The organism is Autumnicola edwardsiae, from assembly GCF_031846505.1.
Classification (GTDB): Bacteria; Bacteroidota; Bacteroidia; order Flavobacteriales; family Flavobacteriaceae; genus Autumnicola; species Autumnicola edwardsiae.
In genome coordinates this window covers 1-19,550 of the sequence record NZ_JAVRHP010000035.1, presented here as the reverse complement: position 1 = coordinate 19,550, position 19,550 = coordinate 1, and the positions used below count along the sequence as shown (strand labels likewise).

General features: G+C 39.1%; 19 protein-coding genes. 4 read left to right on the top strand and 15 right to left on the bottom strand.

Going from position 1 to position 19,550, the window contains the following annotated elements:
• Positions 1-94: 94 nt before the first annotated feature.
• From RM529_RS08495 to nirB, 5 genes are read right to left on the bottom strand one after another with little or no spacing between them, the layout of a single operon-like run.
• Positions 95-757 carry a response regulator gene (locus RM529_RS08495; RefSeq protein ID WP_311484379.1) on the bottom strand — a complete coding sequence of 221 codons (663 nt, stop codon included), beginning with the start codon at positions 755-757 and terminating at the stop codon, positions 95-97.
• A 49-nt stretch (positions 758-806) separates the two neighbouring features.
• Positions 807-2,624: a sensor histidine kinase gene (locus tag RM529_RS08490; protein ID WP_311484378.1), complete on the bottom strand. Its 1,818-nt coding sequence runs from the start codon at positions 2,622-2,624 to the stop codon at positions 807-809.
• 9 nt (positions 2,625-2,633) lie between these two features.
• On the bottom strand, positions 2,634-3,224 hold the full coding sequence (locus tag RM529_RS08485) for a DUF4202 domain-containing protein (RefSeq protein ID WP_311484377.1): 591 nt from the start codon (positions 3,222-3,224) through the stop codon (positions 2,634-2,636).
• Positions 3,225-3,239: 15 nt separating this feature from the next.
• Positions 3,240-3,620, bottom strand: coding sequence for a nitrite reductase small subunit NirD (gene nirD, locus RM529_RS08480; RefSeq protein ID WP_432264529.1), 381 nt, complete (start codon positions 3,618-3,620; stop codon positions 3,240-3,242).
• A 10-nt stretch (positions 3,621-3,630) separates the two neighbouring features.
• A complete protein-coding gene (nirB, locus tag RM529_RS08475) occupies positions 3,631-6,144 on the bottom strand; it encodes a nitrite reductase large subunit NirB (protein ID WP_311484376.1) in 2,514 nt (837 codons plus the stop codon).
• Positions 6,145-6,430: 286 nt separating this feature from the next.
• Between nirB and RM529_RS08470 the strand changes: the two genes are divergently transcribed.
• Positions 6,431-7,627 carry a GAF domain-containing sensor histidine kinase gene (locus RM529_RS08470; RefSeq protein ID WP_311484375.1) on the top strand — a complete coding sequence of 399 codons (1,197 nt, stop codon included), beginning with the start codon at positions 6,431-6,433 and terminating at the stop codon, positions 7,625-7,627.
• A 6-nt stretch (positions 7,628-7,633) separates the two neighbouring features.
• On the opposite strand, the gene RM529_RS08465 is transcribed toward RM529_RS08470, so the two are convergent.
• Entirely contained in the window at positions 7,634-8,203 is a 570-nt protein-coding gene (locus tag RM529_RS08465) for a hypothetical protein (protein ID WP_311484374.1), read from the bottom strand.
• A gap of 177 nt (positions 8,204-8,380) precedes the next feature.
• Here RM529_RS08465 and RM529_RS08460 point away from each other — a divergent pair, with 177 nt between their 5' ends.
• Entirely contained in the window at positions 8,381-9,334 is a 954-nt protein-coding gene (locus tag RM529_RS08460) for an aldo/keto reductase (protein ID WP_311484373.1), read from the top strand.
• Between the two features lie 460 nt (positions 9,335-9,794).
• On the opposite strand, the gene hisS is transcribed toward RM529_RS08460, so the two are convergent.
• Complete coding sequence (gene hisS / locus RM529_RS08455; protein ID WP_311484372.1) at positions 9,795-11,171, bottom strand: histidine--tRNA ligase; 1,377 nt, start codon at positions 11,169-11,171, stop codon at positions 9,795-9,797.
• Between the two features lie 173 nt (positions 11,172-11,344).
• Between hisS and RM529_RS08450 the strand changes: the two genes are divergently transcribed.
• Positions 11,345-12,586, top strand: coding sequence for an ABC transporter permease (locus tag RM529_RS08450; RefSeq protein ID WP_311484371.1), 1,242 nt, complete (start codon positions 11,345-11,347; stop codon positions 12,584-12,586).
• A gap of 151 nt (positions 12,587-12,737) precedes the next feature.
• Here RM529_RS08450 and RM529_RS08445 read toward each other — a convergent pair whose 3' ends face one another.
• The 4 genes from RM529_RS08445 to rpsF all read right to left on the bottom strand — a co-directional run bounded on the left by RM529_RS08445 (position 12,738) and on the right by rpsF (position 14,383).
• On the bottom strand, positions 12,738-13,211 hold the full coding sequence (locus RM529_RS08445; RefSeq protein ID WP_311484370.1) for a DUF6495 family protein: 474 nt from the start codon (positions 13,209-13,211) through the stop codon (positions 12,738-12,740).
• A 69-nt stretch (positions 13,212-13,280) separates the two neighbouring features.
• Positions 13,281-13,730, bottom strand: a complete 450-nt coding sequence (gene rplI, locus RM529_RS08440; RefSeq protein WP_311484369.1) for a 50S ribosomal protein L9 — start codon at positions 13,728-13,730, stop codon at positions 13,281-13,283.
• A 12-nt stretch (positions 13,731-13,742) separates the two neighbouring features.
• Positions 13,743-14,042, bottom strand: a complete 300-nt coding sequence (gene rpsR, locus RM529_RS08435; protein WP_311484368.1) for a 30S ribosomal protein S18 — start codon at positions 14,040-14,042, stop codon at positions 13,743-13,745.
• A gap of 2 nt (positions 14,043-14,044) precedes the next feature.
• The gene (gene rpsF, locus RM529_RS08430; RefSeq protein WP_311484367.1) at positions 14,045-14,383 is read right to left on the bottom strand and encodes a 30S ribosomal protein S6; all 339 of its coding nucleotides are present in this window, start codon (positions 14,381-14,383) and stop codon (positions 14,045-14,047) included.
• A 168-nt stretch (positions 14,384-14,551) separates the two neighbouring features.
• On the opposite strand from rpsF, the gene RM529_RS08425 reads away from it, so the two are divergent.
• Positions 14,552-15,262 (top strand): LytR/AlgR family response regulator transcription factor, encoded by a 711-nt coding sequence (locus tag RM529_RS08425; RefSeq protein WP_311484366.1) that lies wholly within the window; start codon positions 14,552-14,554, stop codon positions 15,260-15,262.
• 100 nt (positions 15,263-15,362) lie between these two features.
• Here RM529_RS08425 and priA read toward each other — a convergent pair whose 3' ends face one another.
• The 4 genes from priA to RM529_RS08405 form a co-directional block, all read right to left on the bottom strand.
• A complete protein-coding gene (gene priA, locus RM529_RS08420) occupies positions 15,363-17,816 on the bottom strand; it encodes a replication restart helicase PriA (RefSeq protein ID WP_311484365.1) in 2,454 nt (817 codons plus the stop codon).
• Between the two features lie 94 nt (positions 17,817-17,910).
• Positions 17,911-18,348 carry a DUF2147 domain-containing protein gene (locus RM529_RS08415; protein ID WP_311484364.1) on the bottom strand — a complete coding sequence of 146 codons (438 nt, stop codon included), beginning with the start codon at positions 18,346-18,348 and terminating at the stop codon, positions 17,911-17,913.
• A gap of 23 nt (positions 18,349-18,371) precedes the next feature.
• Complete coding sequence (locus RM529_RS08410) at positions 18,372-18,932, bottom strand: chalcone isomerase family protein (RefSeq protein ID WP_311484363.1); 561 nt, start codon at positions 18,930-18,932, stop codon at positions 18,372-18,374.
• Positions 18,933-18,964: 32 nt separating this feature from the next.
• A partial coding sequence (locus RM529_RS08405; protein ID WP_311484362.1) for a YihY/virulence factor BrkB family protein occupies positions 18,965-19,550 on the bottom strand: 586 nt, incomplete at its 5' end.

Here is a 19,550-nt window from a genome sequence, read left to right as displayed (position 1 = left end):
CTAATTTAGAGCAGATTTTTATATAATTCTATAAAACAACGATCTAAAAATTGTCAAGAAATTAAAACCTGCTTTACCCTGTGGGCTAATTAATTTACACAAGATCATATTCCCGTGCCTTATTGGTAAGTTCAATCAGATTTTTCACGTCCAGCTTCTTCATGAGGTTAAAGCGGTGGACCTCAGCAGTCCGTTTACTTATTTTTAGCTCCTCTCCTATCTCTTTGTTGCTCTTCCCCTGCATTACAAGAGTAAGTATTTGGGTCTCCCTTTTAGTAAGGTTAAAAAGATCTTCAGTTGCCTTCTTTGGCTTCTGGGCTGAAGCCGCTTTCCCATTGGAAAAATTATTGACCAGAATCGAAGAGATATCCCCGGAAAAATACTTACCACCCTCAGCCACTCTATGTAGTGCTTTTAAGAATTCCGCTTTGCTTGCTCCTTTCAGAAGATAACCATCTGCACCTACTTCTACAGATTGCAGTACGTACTCTTCAGAATCATGCATAGAAAGAACAAGAGTTTTAATTGGTAAACCTTCCTCTCTTATTTTACCTACTACTTCTATTCCTGTTAAACCCGGCATACGTATATCCACAACCAGAACATCAGGTTCAGCTGTTTTTACCACTTCCAATGCTTCCAAACCGTCAGAAGCTTCATCTACTATGTCTATATTGGCTTCATCTTCCAGTAAGGCTTTTATTCCATCCCTTACCAGGACGTGATCATCGGCGAGAACTATACGTATTTTACTCATTTCTGTTTTTTTACAGGTCTAAATTACTGAAATTTTAATAAAAGGTACATTATTTTGTCAAAGGGATATTCAACGTGATTTTTGTTCCCTTACCGACTTCTGAAGTAACAAAAAGCCGGCCCTGAATGTACTTTATACGCTCTTTCATAAAAGTCATGCCCATCCCGCCGGAATCTGCTCTGTCCCCCTGTGTTTTTGAAGCTTGAAAACCTTTCCCATTGTCGTCTATGGTTACACTCAGGATAGTACTACTATGGGAAACAGAGACAATAATATGGGTTGATTCTGCATATTTAATTGCGTTGTTAATTGCTTCCTGGGTAATCCTATAAATGTTTATTTCGGCCAGGGAATCCAGCCGCTGATTAAATCCGGTTTTATCATATAAAATTATCTTCTTTCCTGTTAACCGGGAAAGTTCCTGGGTAAGCTTGGTCAAAGCAGGCACAATTCCGTAGTCCGATAATTCTGGGGGCATCAGGTTAAAAGTCGCTGTTCTTACTCCTTTTATAATCTCGCCGGTTAATTGTTTTAAATTTTCAATTTTTGAAGCTGCCTTTTCCGTCTGCTTAACATCTATACTTTCCAGGTTAAAGTTTAACCCGGTAAGCATCTGCCCAATTCCGTCGTGAATATCCTTGGCTATACGGTTCTGCTCGTTTTCCTGGTTTTCAATAATTTTACTGGAAATAAGTTTTTGCTGATCTATCTTTTCCTGAAAACGCTTTTGCCGCAGTTCTTCAATCTCAAGCTGGGCTTCCTTACGTGCGGTAATATCTGAAGCGATCACCAAAATTTCCCAATTATCGGTAGTGGAACTAAAAGGTATCAGTGCCATTTCCAGCCAAACCGTTCTTCCTTCCTGTATAGTTGCTTTTACCTCTCCCTGCCATTCTTTTCTGAAATTTTCTTCCAGAAGTTTTTCAATATGCTTCTTCTCCTCTTCTTTAGCCGAAAGTAAATCGGAAAATTTATTGTATTCACCATACTTCCTGATTTTGAAGAGCCTGGAAAATTTCTCCCCGAGTTCAATAATATTACCATCTGCATCCAGCCTTGCAAACAGTAAGGTCTGATTCATCGCCTGATTTAAAACACGTAATTCCTTTACAGATTTTTCTTTGGCACGGCTTAGCTCATCAGCATCTTTTGCCATTTTTTTGGCTTCTTTCTCTGCCTGTAGTAATTTTTGAATTGTTCCCCGCACGCCCTTTGCAGCAGGAAGAAATATAAAAAGAAGTTCACTTAGAAGAATAATAATTGTAATGGCCATTAAAAGCCACTCCAGATTTTCTAATCTTTGCACCTTTTCACTCGCCTCTTCTTCAAATTGGTTCACGATCTGGTCCATGCCGTGTAAAAATCCGGCTTCATTAGCTGCCACTGTAGCAATTTGAGAACGGATATCTTCCACAGAGGCCTGCGGATTTTCATTAAGCTGAAGAATAATAGCTTCTGAAGCCTTTGTGATCTCCGAAAAATAGGGATCTACTTCCCCAAACATTGCAGAAATTTCGGGGCTGTTATTTCCTGGAAGTCCAAGGCTGTCATTTCCCCGCTTTAAAGCCGTATGGAAAAAATGCCAGTTTTCGAGCGTATTTTCAATGCTATCACTAAGGTTCAGCCTTTCTTCAGGAGTATCGGCTACCAGGAGCTTAAGTGTTTCCTTGGTTAGTTTCTGGCTTAACATCCTTTGCCGACCGGCAATATTCACGACCGTGGAATCACTGGCCTGGTCATCAAGATATTTGTGAATAAGGATCTGGCTAACTATTACTGAAAAAGCAATAGCACTCAACGCCAGAATGTAAAGTCGGCTTAATTTTTTAAACGTGCTTCTATCAAGGGAAAATCCGTCACCAGGCATGGAATAAAATTAAGAAAGTGCACGTGTCACCAATGCTGCGGTTTTATCGGGAAGCGCTAATTTTAGAGCTGCTTCGTGACCTTTTGGGGACATTTTTGCCCAGGTTTTCCTAATGATATCCACCATCTTGTCATCTTTGTTATCATCCTTTAGTTTGGCTTCAAAATCTGATAGATAGTACTGAAGAAAAACAAGGCAGATCACATCTTCCAGGGCTTGGGTCTCCTCATCTTTCTTGATCTTTTTCTTCTGAACCAAAAAAGAAACCCTGTCTATAAAATCCTGGTCGTAACCTACTTCTTCAAGGATTTCTCCGGTAATTGCAGCGTGCTTCTTTTTAAGGTCGTTCCGCCAGTGTAAATAGCCAACCCTGGTCATTGGATATTCGTCCCGCGGAGTTTGCCAGCGACAAATATGCTGTGCCCTCGCAGCAATTTGAAGCTCCTCTGATGCTTCCGGCTCGAATTCCAGAAGCTGCTTTGTCATTCTTTCAGAATATAAAAGTTCTTTGGGATAGGTTTCCCCCTCGTAAACTTCTTTATGCGGATCTTTGGAATTTTTTTCGTCTATAAGCTTTATAGCCTCATCAAATTTGTTCATATGCGTCCCGGAATTTTAATCTGAGAATCCAATATAAACATTTTCTTCTTCAATTTTCACCGGATATACAGCAATTTTATAATCCTCTCCATTTAAGTTAGAACCGTCTTCCAGTGAAAATGTTTTTTTGTGCAAAGGACATGCGATTTTGGGAGTACCTTTTGCATCCCCAATCATTCCCCGGGATATAACCATCTCCAATTTATGCGGACAAAGATTTTGGCAGGCATACCATTTTGATCTCCGGGAGAAATTGAAAACAGCAATCTGTTTCTTTCCGTGTTTTACACAACCGCCACCGTCTGCTGGAAAGTCTGAAGTTTTCCCAACGTGAAACCAGTTTTTCACTTCCGATTCGTCCACGCTTTTATAGTGCTCTATTAAGTTATCTATCATCTCTTAAAGTTTAGTTCGCCTTCCAGGCTTTTGGCATTTTTTGATCACGCATTGGTACAAACTCCAGGTTATCATCAGAATCATCTGAATTTACAAAGTGGCGGAATCGCTTCATCATTTCAGGATTTTCTATAGCTTCTTTCCACTCACATGCATAATTGTCTACCAGGTACTGCATCTCCTTCTCCAGCTCTTCAGCTATTCCCAGCGAATCTTCTATAACCACTTCCTTCAGGTACTCTATTCCGCCTTCCAGTTTATCAAGCCACGGGGCCGTTCTCATAAGCGGTGGCGCGGTACGTATATAATACATAAGGAATCTATCGAGATATTTAATACAGGTTTCATCATCCAGTTGTTCCGCTAAAAGTATGGCGTGCTTGGGAGTTGCACCTCCGTTACCGCATACATATAAGTTCCAGCCGCTTTCTACTGCAATAATCCCGAAATCTTTTCCGCGGGCTTCCGCACATTCCCTTATACATCCTGACACGCCTCCTTTTAGTTTATGTGGAGATCTAAGCCCTTTATATCGTTCCTCAATTCTTATTGCATAGCTTACACTTTCGTGCATTCCATATCTACACCAGCTGGATCCCACACAACTTTTTACAGTTCTAAGGGACTTCCCATAGGCATGTCCGCTTTCAAAACCTGCATCTATTAATTCTTTCCAGATATGTGGTAATTGATGCAGCTCTGCACCAAAAAGATCTATACGTTGTCCTCCTGTGATCTTAGAATACAAATCATATTTTTTTGCAACAGCCCCGAGCACCATCAGTTTCTCCGGGGTGATTTCACCTCCGGGAACCCGTGGCACTACAGAATATGTTCCGTTTCTCTGGATATTGGCCAGGAAACGGTCATTACTATCCTGAATAGTCACCTGCCTGTTTGCGGTTTCCATATAAATACTGGCAAAGATGGAAGAGAGCGCAGGCTTACAAATTTCACAACCATCCCCTTTTCCGAAGAGGTTGAGCGCTTCATTATAATCTTTGATTTTATTGATCTTGATAAGGTCGTAAAGCTCCTGCCTGCTAAACTGAAAATGTTCGCAAAGCACTTCCTTCACCTCTTTTCCCATGGCTTTTAATGATCCATTCACAAGGTCTACAACCATAGGTTTACACCCGCCGCATCCTGTTGTCGCTTTACTGGACTTAATTATATCGCCAAGGTCCTGGCAATCGCCACTTTCTATAGATTTACAGATAACACCTTTGGTTACGCTTTCACAAGAGCAGATTTGTGCAGTATCGGGAAAATCCATAGCACTGCCCACAGCACCGCTACCATCTTTAGAAGGAATAATGAGATCTTCGGGATTCTTTGGAAGTTTCATCCCGTTAATAAAGATCTGGAACAGGTTATTATAATCTGAAGAGTCACCTATCAGGATTCCTCCAAGTAATTTATCGCCTTCTTTACTTATGTTTATACGCTTATAAATTCCCGAACGCTTGTTCTCATAAACTATGGTAGCAACTTCATCATTTTCTATAAAAGGATCTCCAAAACTTGCCACTTCTGTCCCAATGAGTTTTAGCTGCGTAGACATATCTATAACATCTGCCATTACTTTATCACCACCGGTAATCTGCTCCACAGCAACCTGGGCCATATCATAACCCGGAGCCACCAAACCGTAAACACCTTCATTATACAACGCAACTTCCCCTATTGCGTAGATATCTTCTTCTGAAGTTCTCATTTTATTGTCTACCCAGATCCCGCCTTTATTCCCGGTCTTGATCCCTGCTTTTACCGCCAATTCATCACGTGGTCGTATGCCTGCTGAAATAATCAACATATCTGTTTGAAGGGAAGTGCCATCAGAAAAATTCATACGTTCCACCCCGTCTTTTCCGGCAATTGCTATAGTCGCTTTTTCCAGGTGTACATCTATTCCCATGCTTTGGATTTTCGCCTTCAGCATTTCACTGGCAGGTTTATCCAGCTGCCGTGGCATTAGGCGTGGGGCAAATTCTATAACATCGGTCTTTAAACCCAGCTCTTTTGCTGCATTTGCGGCTTCCAGACCAAGTAATCCACCGCCCAGCACAGCTGCCTTATTTTTTCCCTGTTCCTTGAGTTTTGAAGCATAAGCCTTCATGGCATCCAGGTCTTCTATAGTCCGGTACACAAATACACCGGTTTTATCAGATCCTTCCACCGGGGGCACAAAAGGGTACGAACCAGTAGCCAAAACAAGGTAATCGTAATCAAACACGTCATTTCTATAAGTAACTACCTGCTTCTCTTTCGGTTTGATCTCACTAATTAATTCTGAAGTACGTAATTCTATATTGTTTTCTTTGTACCAACCTAAAGGAGCCAGTAACAGATCATCTGGCGTTTCGTTAGAGAAGTATTCACTCAGGTGCACCCGGTCATAAGCAGAACGTGGTTCTTCCCCAAAAACCAGAATCTCAAAATTTTCCCGCTTCTGGCTCGACATTAGTTTTTCACAAAACTTATATCCAACCATTCCATTCCCAACAACAATAATTTTTTTCATGACTTCTAAGTATTTACTTCAGCAAATATAGATAAAAATACTTAGTTCTTATACTTAGTTTTGAAGATTGTACAAAAAATTACATAATCTCACTTCACAGCCTCTTAGGTGGGGTTTATTCATTTAAAGTTATATGAAAATGATAAATACATAATTTCGGTTAAAAATAACCTTCCTTACAAAATCAGTTTGTATTAATTGTCCCGCAGCTACAAATGTTAAAACTTATAAATTAATTTTTTATTTATTATTTTAGCAGGATTCCACTTAAAACTAACCATTCTCTATGGGTTCTATAACCAAGAAGCCAAATGATTTAAAGGCTGATTTTGATGCGATAAACCAAATTCCCATTGTTCCATCCATACTTGATGTGATTTGCCGTACCACCGGCATGGGGTTTGCTGTAATAGCCCGGGTAACCGACGATCGCTGGATGGCCTGCAGTACTAAAGATGAGCTTTCTTTCGGATTAAAACCAGGTGATGAATTAAAAATTGAAACCACATTTTGTCATGAAGTCCGGCAAAGTAAAAAGCCAATAATTATAGATCATGTAAAAGAAGATACTACGTATTGCGAACATCCTATCCCTTCTTTATATGGTTTCCAGAGTTACATCTCTATTCCTATTTACAGAAAAGACAATACTTTTTTTGGCACACTTTGCGCACTGGACACAAAGCCGGCTAAAGTAAACACGCCAGGGGTTATTGAAATGTTCAACTTGTTTGCAGATCTCATCTCTTTTCACCTGGACGCGGTGGAAAGCTTAGACAAAAAAACTGCAGAACTTGAAGAAGAACGGGAAGTAGCCCAGTTAAGGGAAAAATTTATAGCCATTTTGGGACATGACCTCCGCAACCCTTTAGGTACAATAAGGATGTGCTCAGATCTTTTGCTACAGCTCTCTACAGATGAGCGGGCTTTAAAATATGCTTCTACCATAAAATCCACCTCCTATCGCATGCAGTCCTTAATAGACAATATGCTGGACTTTGCACGCGGACACCTGGGAGATGGGATAAAGCTTGAAAAAGTAAAAAATTGTGATTCTCTTGAGAATACACTGGAACAGGTTCTTACAGAAATTACTGCAGCGGCTCCGCATCGAAAGATTGAAGCGAATATTCATTTAGATGAATCTTTTTCTTGTGACGAAGAGCGGTTAGCTCAACTATTTTCTAATCTGTTGGGCAACGCGATTAAACATGGCTACGAAGATCAACCCATAACAGTTAAAGCCCATACTAAAAATGGGTATTTTATTCTTGCAATAACAAATGCAGGAGATAAAATTCCTTCCGAAGTAAAAAAACGTTTATTTGAGCCCTTTTACAGGCAACATTCAGAATCTAAAAGTGGCGGACTGGGACTCGGGCTTTATATTTCTTCGGAAATAGCAAAGGCTCATGGAGGTGAAATTCTCGTGGATTCTACAGAAAAGGATACTACTTTCACCTTTTCTATGCCTTGTGACTAGATTGGGTTATTCTTCTGATTCTTCTGCAGGTATTTCAGCATCCCGGTTTACATAAGCCGAAACGGAGCGTATTACATTGTTGGCTATCATGTTTATTTGTTCCTGGGATTTTTTATTGAAGGAGCGGGTTTTCCCATCATTGTCAAAAAATGACCATTCGTTTGGGGCTCCTTCAAAAGCAAAAGGAGGCGCATCTGGGCTACTTACTTCTACAAGGCCAATGTCGTAACGAATTTCCTGGTCCCTCAACCGGAAACCTATTTCCATCATCACGTCCCATTGGTAAGTCTCCCCGTTATCTTTAAGGGCAATCCCCTGTGGCACAAACATCCGGAATTCCAGATATTCATAAGGAACATTTCTTACAATCGCTTCCTCATAATTATCTATGGTATATTTTGCCCACAGAATTATAGATTCATACAAAGCCGAATCTGTTTTACCGGGATATTCACGAATCACAGATTGCGTAAAACCTTCAGGTGTGATAGAAAATTTATCTGCGCTACCCGAATTTTGAGAAACTGAAACAAAGGGAATTAATACCAATAGTAAACCTGCCAGTAAGCTTTTCATTTTTGTTCATTTTTAAATTCCCTTTAATGTAATAAAAAATGAAGCAGAACTATTTTAAAATAATCTCAAGAAAATTATGGAAAATTGGGAATGAGGTTAAAAATTTGCTAATTATCGGCTTCAATATTGCTTTGCCTGTAAGAGTTGTTATTTTAAGATGAACAAAAAATCTCTTTTATGAATTACAAGAAACTTGGAAATACAGATCTTACCACGGCTCCTATAGTGTTTGGAGGAAACGTTTTTGGCTGGACTTTAGATGAAAAAGAGTCGTTTAAAATGCTAGACGAACTTTTTGAAAAAGGATTTACTACCATAGATAGCGCAGATGTCTATTCCCGCTGGCCAGATGGAAATGAAGGAGGGGAATCTGAGAAGATTTTGGGAAAGTGGATGAAAGAACGGGGCGTTCGGCATAAAATAAACCTTGCCACCAAAGTTGGTTCCAGCATGCAACAGGGAGGAGATAAAGATATCTCACGCTCCCACATTCTAAAAGCTTCAGAAGATTCTCTAAAGCGCCTGCAAACAGATTATATAGATTTGTACTACACCCATTGGGACGATGATAAAACTCCGGTGGAAGAAACGCTGGATACCTATCAGCAACTCATAAAAGAAGGAAAAGTGAGGTATATAGGAGCTTCCAACCTCTCTCCGGAACGGCTCCAGGCTTCTTTGGATGCTGCAAAAAATAATAATTTACCAAAATATGAAGTATTTCAACCTGAATACAGCCTAATGGAAAGGGAGAAATTCGAAGGAAAAATTAAAGATATTTGTCAACAGAATAACCTCTCTGTACTAAGCTACTTTTCCCTTGCCAGCGGTTTTCTTACCGGCAAATATCAGGATAAAGAGGATATTAAAGGTAAAGAGCGGGAAATGTTCCTGAAAGATTATTTTGACGAAAGGGGTAAAAAAATATTAAAGACATTATCTGAAATTTCCAACGAGCATATGGTTTCTGAAGCTGCTGTAGCACTAGCGTGGCTTATAAACCGCCCGGGAATTACCGCACCTATTGCCAGCGCAACTAAAAAATCTCATTTAAATTCTTTTTTCCAGGCTATAGATATTGAATTATCCAAAGAGCAAATGCAACGGCTGAATGACGCCAGTGCGTATTAAAGGGTTTGGAGTTTTCTTAGTTTAGAGTTTGGAGTTTGGAGTTTTAAAAAAACAAAAACTTTATATTGCTCCCCTCCTTTTTAAGGAGGGGTGGCCGAAGGCCGGGGTGGTTCACTCAATATCATTCCTGTGGGCCGATAATTGACATTCTTGAGGATACCCTTTGCTGCAACAAGCTTTAGCTCCCCTCCTTTTTTAAGGAGGGGTGGCCGCAGGCCGGGGTGGTTCACTCAATACCATTCCTGTAGGCCGATAATTGACATTCTTGAGGACACCCTTTGCCGCAACAAGCTTATACACCCCTCCTTTTTTAAGGAGGGGTGGCCGAAGGCCGGGGTGGTTCTCTCATTACCATTCCTGTAGGCCGATAATTGACATTTTTGAGGACACCCTTTGCCGCAACAAGCTTTATGCACCCCTCCTTTTTTAAGGAGGGGTGGCCGTAGGCCGGGGTGGTAGATTATTGCGCAGAAAGTATTGCCTTCAATTCTTCCGCATTTACCGTTTGCTGTTCCCCAGATTTCATATTCTTGAGGGTATATTTTTCCTGGGCCATTTCTTCTTCTCCAGCCAGCACCACAAACGGAATATCACGCTTATTGGCGTGATTCATTTGCTTCTTCATTTTAGCCGAATCTGGAAAAAGTTCTGCTGTTACATTTTCTTCCCGAAGTTTTCGTACTGCTTTAAGCGCATACAAAGCTTCTTTGTTACCAAAATTTATAAAAAGCACCCTTGTATTTCCTGTAACAGCCGGAGGGAACAACTCCAACTCCTCCAGAACAAGAAAAATCCGGTCCAGACCAAAAGAAATCCCAACTCCGCTCATATTTTTGAGCCCGAAGATGCCGGTAAGATCATCATAACGGCCGCCGCCACCTATAGATCCCATTTTCACTTCCTGTGGCGCTGCTACTTCAAAAATTGCACCCGTGTAATAATTGAGTCCGCGTGCTAGGGTTACATCAAGGTCGATAATTGCCGTTTTCAGGAGCATACTCAAAATTGCCCTCTGAATAAATTCAAGTTCGGAAATTCCCGCTTTTCCGGTTTCCGAAGTAGCCAGAATTTGTTTTAAAACATCTATTTTTTCTGAAAAATCTCCTTTTAAGTCGAAAATTGGCTGAATTTTCTCCAAAGCGGCTTCAGAAATGCCTTTTTCGAGCATTTCTTTCTTTACACCTTCCTCCCCAATCTTGTCGAGTTTGTCCAAAGCGACTGTAAAATCTATCAATTTGTCTTTTTCACCAATAACTTCAGCAAAACCGGACAAAATCTTACGATTATTGATTTTTATGGTTACACCTTTCAGATTTAATGCCGTAAAAACAGCATCGTAAAGCTGTACAAATTCTACTTCCTGCCACAAACTGTCACTTCCAACCACATCTGCATCGCATTGAAAAAATTCTCTGAACCTCCCCTTTTGCGGCCTGTCTGCCCTCCAAACCGGCTGAATTTGATAGCGTTTAAACGGAAATTCTATTTCATTCTGGTGTTGGACCACATAACGGGCAAAGGGTACGGTAAGATCATAACGCAGGGCTTTTTCACTAATTGAAGAGGTAATTTTCAAGCTATCCTTTTCGGTATAAGCCTTCTCATCTGCCTTCCGGAGAAAATCACCGGAATTAAGGATTTTAAAAATTAACCTGTCCCCTTCTTCGCCGTATTTCCCCATAAGCGTATCAGAATTTTCAAAACTGGGCGTCTCTATAGGTTGAAACCCGAATTTTTTAAACTGATGCTGAATATTTTCTATTATATAATTACGCTTTGCCACCTCTGCCGGTGAAAAATCTCTTGTGCCTTTTGGGATAGAAGGTTTTTGTGCCATAAATTCTAATTGACGGCTCCTGCCGCTACATTAATTTGATTATCTTAGACTGGCGCACCAGCCTGTGGGAGTGCAAATATCTTAATTTTTAAACGAACCTGAACAAAAATAGAATTTTAAGTAACATTCCCGGTTTTCCTGAGTCTAACCTTTGAGTTCGAAAATAATTTTTCATGTTTTCATTACTAAAAGAAAATATACGTATTGCCTTAACTTCTATCAGGAGTCAATCCCTTAGAACCATTCTTACGGTACTTATTATTGCCATAGGAATTACTGCGCTGGTGGGGATTTTGAGTGCTGTTGCGGCTTTAGAGAACACCATAGGGAATAATTTCGCATCTATGGGAGCGAATACCTTTAATATTCAGCGTTACGATCTCACATTTCAAAGGAGTGGTGGCGGTGAAAGGCAAAAAGTCAATCCGGTAGTTACCTATCAGGAAGTGAAAAAATTTGAAGAAAATTTTACGTACCCTTTTTCCCAGACTGCGGTTTCCTTTACCGGGACAAGTGCTGCGGAAGTGAAATATCAAAATGAGAAAACAGATCCTGAAGTTTCTGTCCTGGGTGCAAATGAAAATTATCTCGATAACTCGGGACTGGAAATTGAAGAAGGCCGTAATTTTAACATTTTCGATATCCAGAACAATAATAATGTCGCCATTGTGGGTGCCGACTTTAAAGAAGGCTTATTTGAAGGACAAGATCCTGTTGATAGAACGATTAGTATAAGAGGAGCAAAATTCAGGGTTATTGGGCTTTTGGAGTCCAAAGGTTCTACTTTTGGAAACAATCAGGATTTACGGGTAATTATTCCTATTCAACAGGCGCGTTCATTGTTTACGCAGCCAAACATCAACTATAACGTAAGCGTAAAAGTAGATAATAAAGAATATTTGGAAGGCGCACAAAGTGAAGCTATTATTACCTTCAGAAATATAAGAAAATTGAATCCGATAGAAGAAAATAACTTCGGAATCCAGCGCAGTGATGATCTTATAAACCGCATTCTTTCTATTACTGAATATCTAAATTATGCCGCCTGGGTAATTTCCATAATTACTATTTTTGGCTCTTCCATTGCCCTAATGAATATTATGCTGGTTTCTGTAACTGAAAGGACACGCGAAATTGGGGTTAGAAAAGCACTTGGGGCGAAAAAAGGAACAATTGCAGGCCAATTCTTTATTGAAACTTTGCTGATTGGCCAGCTTGGAGGAATTCTGGGAATTTTACTCGGTATTCTAATCGGCTATGCAGTGGCGAAATTTGCAGAATTTGACTTTACAACACCCTGGGTAGCGATTATTTGGGCGACAGCCATTACTATTGTGGTTGCAATCCTCGCCGGAAGCTTTCCTGCGGTTAAAGCCGCCAAACAGGATCCTATTGAATCATTAAGATATGAATAGTGGTGTAGGCTGTAGTCTATAGTTTGTAGTCTGTAGTCTGTAGTTTGTAGTTTGTAGTTTGGAGTAAAATATGAAAGCAATTTAGAAGCCAAAAATTTCAGCTTTTTACTTTTGAACTTTTCACTTTTAACCTTAAACTTTTAAACTTTTTTTACTCCTGCACCACCTCCTGAAAATATTGATATAAATCTCCCTTGGTAATATTGGCACCCTGACGGATGAGGGCGAAAATATCCTTATTCCTGTCGTCACTAATAGCTTTGGTCGACGTGTAAATAGTCACATTATCATCCATAAGATTACTTCTTAACCAGTCATAACCAATTTTAGAAGTAATATCTATTTCCTGGCTATCTACTTTTATTGCTATAAGATTAATTGTAGCTGTAGTAATATTGAAGAGGAACATTTGGTTTGGAGAAAAGTGCTCGAGATATTCCACTTTGTTTAAAACGCCTTCCCAAATAAGATCACTAAAAAGGTCAAGTTCCTTTTCGGCAACTTCAGGCTTATTTGCTTTTATATCCTCCCACTCTTCCGCAGTAATAGATTGCGTAGCCAGGAAGTTAATAAACTCCTGGTGCATTTCTTCAAATTGCTCTTTTGTAAGTCTGTTATACTTCATAATAACATTTTCTGAAAAAAGAAAAGCCTACCCAAAAATGAGCAGGCTTAAAATTATAAGTAGGATAAACTATGATTCACCTACCACATCGAAGGTAAAGTTTGAAATCACTTCACGATGAAAACGCAAAGTTGCTTCATACTGTCCCAAACGTTTGATATTCCCACCTGCGATGCTAATATATTTTCTATCAATGCTTACTCCTTCTTTAGAAAGAGCCTCAGCTAAGTCTGCATCTGTAATAGAACCGAACAATTTATCTCCAGCCCCTGACTTTGCAGTAAGCTTAATCTCGATATTGTTAAGTTTTTCAGCCTGACTTTTAGCTTCATCAATATTCTTCTGTTCCTTATAGGCACGTTGCTTAAGAGTCTCAGCCAACACCTTTCTGGTTGACGGAGTTGCAAGTTCAGCATAACCCTGAGGAATTAAATAATTTCTGCCGTAACCGTTTTTTACGTTTACAACATCATCTTTAAAACCTAATTTATCTACGTCTTTCTTAAGTATCAATTCCATAATTGCCTCTTTTTATTTTAATAAATCACCAACATATGGCATTAACGCTAAGTGACGAGCACGCTTTACCGCTACAGCCACTTTTCTCTGGTATTTTAGAGAGGTACCTGTTAATCTACGGGGTAACAATTTACCCTGATCGTTTACCAAGCCCATAAGAAAATCTGGATCTTTATAGTCGATATATTTAATACCAGACCTTTTAAACCTACAATATTTCTTTGCTTTGGTAGTCTCTATATTAAGAGGAGTAAGATACCTGATCTCTCCGTCTTTCTTTCCTTTTGCTTGTTGTTCAATAGATGTAGCCATACTTACGCTTTTTCCTGGATTCGTGATCTTCTTTTGTCTGCCCAAGCTGCAGCATGCTTATCTAACCTTACAGTTAAATAACGCATCATACGCTCGTCTCTTCTAAATGCCAACTCCAACGGCTCAATAGCCTCACCCGGAGCTTCAAAATCGAAAAGGTGGTAAAAACCACTTTTTTTGTGTTGGATTGCATAAGCTAATTTTTTTAGCCCCCAATCTTCTTTGGCTATCATCTTGGCACCTTTAGAAACAAGAAATTCTTCATATTTCTTAACTGTTTCCTTTATCTGATCATCAGATAAAACGGGATTCAAGATGAAAACAGTTTCATAACGATTCATAAATATTTATTTAAATTAAATTGGCTGCAAAAATAGAACTAATATTTATATTTACAAAGCCTTATTTAAAAGGATAAAATTCACTTTTTAACGATGAAAATTAACTTTGTTTGTATTTAACAAATTTAATGTTTAATATTGTTTATACCTAACCTATCCTAAATAAGCGTGGAAGAAATACTACTTAAATGCGCGGTCGTAGATGATTCGAGTTTACAACGTTTATCTATTGTAAAACTTATTAAAGATCATCCGAACCTAAAGCTGGTGGCAGAATATAATAATGCCATCGAGACTAAAAACGGACTGCTCGACAACGAAACAGATCTTATTTTTCTGGACATTGAAATGCCCATCCTTTCCGGATTTGAACTTCTGGATGACCTCCCGAATAAGCCGCAAATCATCTTTGTTACAGGAAAAACAAAGTATGCATTTAAAGCTTTTGATTATGATGCGGTGGATTATATTCACAAACCTGTTAATAAAGAGCGGTTTAATAATGCGGTAAATAAAGCTATTAATCTTTTTAAGCTTAGACACCAGACCGCCGCACCCGAAGATGAAGATTTTATTTTCGTTAAAAGTAATCTTAAGAACCGAAAAGTTTATCTGAATAAACTTAAATATATACAGGCTCTCGGGGATTATGTGAAATTTATAACTGAAAAAGATAATTTTGTTGTGCTGGCCACAATGAAGTCTTTTGAGAAGCAACTACCAGACGACCGTTTTTTGCGTATCCACAAGTCTTATATTGTAAACCTTGAAAAAATTGAAAGGTACAATAGCAAGAATATTGAGATTGATAAACAAAAATTACCACTTAGCAGGCACAAGAAAAACAATCTTGTAGAAGCCTTAAGTGCTATCCAGTAAGACAATGTAGCAGGGTCTCCCTACAGGTTCTGATCTTTACCTCAGCAAGCCCCTTTCTCCCCTAAGGTGCATTTAAAACCCGATTACACCTCTTTTCCCTTTAAACAGGATCAACGTTAATTATTACTTTCACGCTTCTAAAAGCTCCAATAGCTCTAAAACTTGTCATGATTTTATGCACAACCGTTTTTGTCTTTCCCAAAGACTGCTGCTGCGGAATCTTTAATAAAATATTTTTATAATATTCATTTCGGATCCTGGCTACCGGCGGAAATTCAGGCCCTAACACATATTGTTTAAAAACGTTACCAAGGGATTTGGCAAGCCAGTCGCTGGCTTCATTTGTTTTAGAATAATCCCTACTTTTTAAGGTAAATCTAATAAGCCTGAAAAACGGCGGGTATTGATAATTATACCGCTCTTCCAGTTGATCTTTATACATTCCTGCATAATCATTGGTGGAAACCTGCTGAATGATCTGGTGATATGGATTATAACTCTGAATCAAAACCTTTCCCCTTTTCTTGGTTCTTCCGGCCCTTCCAGCAACTTGTAACATAAGTTGGAAGCTACGTTCATGCGCCCTGAAATCTGGAAAATTTAACAAATTATCGGCATTCATAATTCCTACAAGACTTACATGCCTGAAGTCCAATCCCTTCGTAAGCATTTGAGTTCCCACCAGAATATCGATTTCCTGCTGTTCAAAAGCGTTTATAATTTTTTCGTAGCCGTACTTTCCACGGGTCGTATCCTGGTCCATCCTCCCAATCTTATTATTGGGAAAAAGAGATTTTAACTCGGTCTCTATCTGCTCTGTTCCAAAACCTTTAGTGGTAATATCGTTGCTGTCACAAGCCATACATTTCTTTTGCATTGCGATATGATAGCCGCAATAGTGGCACCTGAGCTGATTATTATGGCTGTGATAAGTAAGGCTCACATCGCAGTTTGGACATTGCGGGGAATGCCCACAGGTATTACACTCCAAGATTGGCGAAAATCCCCGCCTGTTCTGGAAAAGAATTACCTGCTCCTCTTCTTTTAATGCTGCTTTTATTTCTTCCAGGAGCCGGTCTGAAAAATGACCGGTCATTAATTTCTTTTTGTGTTTTGTCTTAATGTCCACAATCTCAATTTCAGGAAGGAGTACATCGCCATAGCGACGATTAAGTTCCACCAGCCCATATTTATGATGCTGTGCATTAAAATAAGATTCTAAAGAAGGAGTCGCAGATCCCAGGATGATTTTCGCTTTAAAAGAGTTTGCCAGAACCACAGCCGCATCACGGGCCTGGTACCTTGGTGCAGGATCAAATTGCTTAAAAGTTCCTTCATGTTCCTCGTCTACCACAACAAGTCCTAAATCAGAAAAAGGGAGAAAAATAGCAGACCTTGCACCTATCACAATTTTTCCTTTTTCATCGTTTTCCAAAACATGACGATAAACCTCCACGCGTTCATTCATGGAATATTTACTGTGATAAACAAGTACCTTTTCTCCAAAATAGCTCTGAAGCCGCTGAATAAGTTGAGTGGTAAGTGCGATCTCCGGAAGCAGATACAAAGCCTGCTTTCCTTTTTCCAGGGTTTCCTGGATTAACCGGATATAAATTTCAGTCTTACCGGAAGAAGTGATCCCATGAAGAAGACAAACCTCATCATTCTCAAAATTTTCCTTCACCTCCCGAAGTGCCTTTTCCTGGTGTTCGCTGAATAAAAGTTCTGAACTTGGTGCTTCTCCGGAATAAATATTTCTGTCGGTTTCTATAAAATATTCTTCCAGGAATCCCTTATCAATCAAAATTTTTAAAATTGCCGCTGAAGAATTACTTTTCTGAAGTAAATGTTTTACTTTAACAGGTTTCGAACTCTGTGCCTTTAGGCTAAAGAAATTCAAAACGATTTCCCGCTGTTTTGGTGCCCTCTCCAGCTCATCTAAAAGTTTATGCATTGCCGCCTCTCCGGAATGGACTGCAGCCAAGCGTACAAACCTAACTTTTTTAGGCTTATATTGTTCATACACTTCCTGATTTAAGGCAACCATCTCCTTTTCTACCAGTTTGTTAATCACGGGAAGCACATTCTTCCTGTCCAGTAGTTGTGTAACTTCCTGAATTTTTAAAGAAGACTGTCTCTGCAGAGCTTCTATTATAAGATATTCTTCATCATTCAGTTCTGCCGTTTCTGCATCTACAGAAGTTATTAACTTTACTGTACTTTCGCTTTCCAATAAAAAAGCCCCCGGAAGTGCCGCACGTAAAACGTCACCTTCTGCACACATATAATAAGTGGAAATCCATTTCCAAAATTTTAATTGGTGCTCTGTAATTAAAGCTTTTTTATCCAGGATCTGATGGATTGGTTTTGCATCATAAACCTCTGGTGGATTTTGATGAATATCGGCTACTATTCCCGTATACATTTTGGATTTACCAAAAGGGACTGTAACACGCATCCCCTTTTCAAGAAATTCAGCTTCATGTGGCTCAACTGAATAGGTGAAACGTTTATCAAGTGGAAGGGGTAAGATGACATCTATAAAAAACTGCATGGAAAAATTTTATTATTCCTGTTTAATCTCCTGGTGTAAAAGTAAAAAACCATTCCTGTTAAGAATGGTTCATATTAAAAATTCATCATTGCATCTACTGCAATCTGTCCCATATCTTTGTCTTATAGAAAAAGGCCAAATATCCACGGACATAAAGTTTATCGGGATTCTCCGGATCAAGCCAGATCCTGCACTTATATTCCTTTCCTGATTCAGGATCTATTATCACCCCATCTTCATAGCCATCATCTTCTTTTTCGAGGCCTCTCATAATTACCATTCCTTCCAACGGCTTATTATGAAGATCCCCCTCACATTCAGTACATCTTTTATCTCTGTCCTCCTCCTTAATTATTCTCCCGATCCTTCCAAAGACCTCATTCTCCTCTTCATAAACTTCAATAATAGAATTCACCTTTCCTTCATCATTACGGTTCTCCCATTTACCAAAAACTGTCTGAGCCTGAATGATGTTTAACAAAGAAAAACCCAGAATAAAAAGAACAGAGAGATATATTTTCGAATTTGTCATTGTGCTACTTGTGATCAAAATTATTAAATACCCAGCATTAATTCTTTTAGGTCATCATCGGCAGGGTCTTTCGAAAGCCAGATACCAAAAAGAGCTTTTTTAAAATCCATACCTTCTATTTTCCCTTTTCTTTGTCCGTTTTTAATGAGTACAACTCCGTTGCCGGGAGTATGGATAATATCAAAAATATCATCTTTTTTAATCTCTTCCTGAAGAAATCCTATTACCTGTTTTATTTCAGAAGCAATGGGCGCTGTATTTCCGTTAGTAGATTTCTCAAATCCGTCCTTAATCGCATCAATCATTTTCTCACTGCTCACCATTTTTGACACAATGTGCAGCTTAATAGCCATAGGTTCGTTAGCCACCAGGATCTTATTACCATCAGAGGACTCTGACTCCAGATATAATCCGGCAGCATAAAGATCTATCCAGAATTTTTTTCTCATTCCTGCTCCATTGAGGTCTAGGGTATGATCTTCATAGGTAAGTGTATTTGGTAAAGTGGCATCCCCAACCTGGACTTGGGCTGAACTAAGGCTGATACTGCACAAGGCCAGCACCAGGAACATAAGTTTTTTCATATTTTCAGGTTTTTTATTACTTCTAAAGTTATTTAATTTTTTCGCTTAATTTTTATTAAAGATGCATTTAATTCGAACCCCAATAATAATATGTTAGAATTCAGCCATATATAAACCATTAATATTAAAAGTGCTCCAATGGAACCGTAAAGTTCGTTGTAAGAAGAAAAATTTTCTATATAGAGTCCAAACAAATAGGTAGTGATCATTATAAGTACCGTGGTAAACAGTGCTCCTATTGAGAAAAATTTTGCCTGTCTCGCTTCTTTTGTTCCAAAAAAATAAAGTGTTGCTACGGCTACATATACTAAAAGCACAAAAGCTGAGTATTGAACGAAACCTGCCCCCTCTCCATTTCTTTCAACAAGGCCGAAGTCATAGAGATCATCAACAGCGTATGTAAGATACACGGTTAAAATAATAGTTATAAACAATAACATTGCCATAATAAAAGAGACACCAATAGCAATAATATATTGGCGCACAATCGACCTGTTTCTTTCTGTGTGGTAAGAAAATTCAAAACCGGTGAAGATTGCGTTTATCCCGTTGGTCATTAAAAAAATGGAAAGTAAAAAAGAGAGAGAAAGCAACCCACCCCTTTGATTATCGGCAATA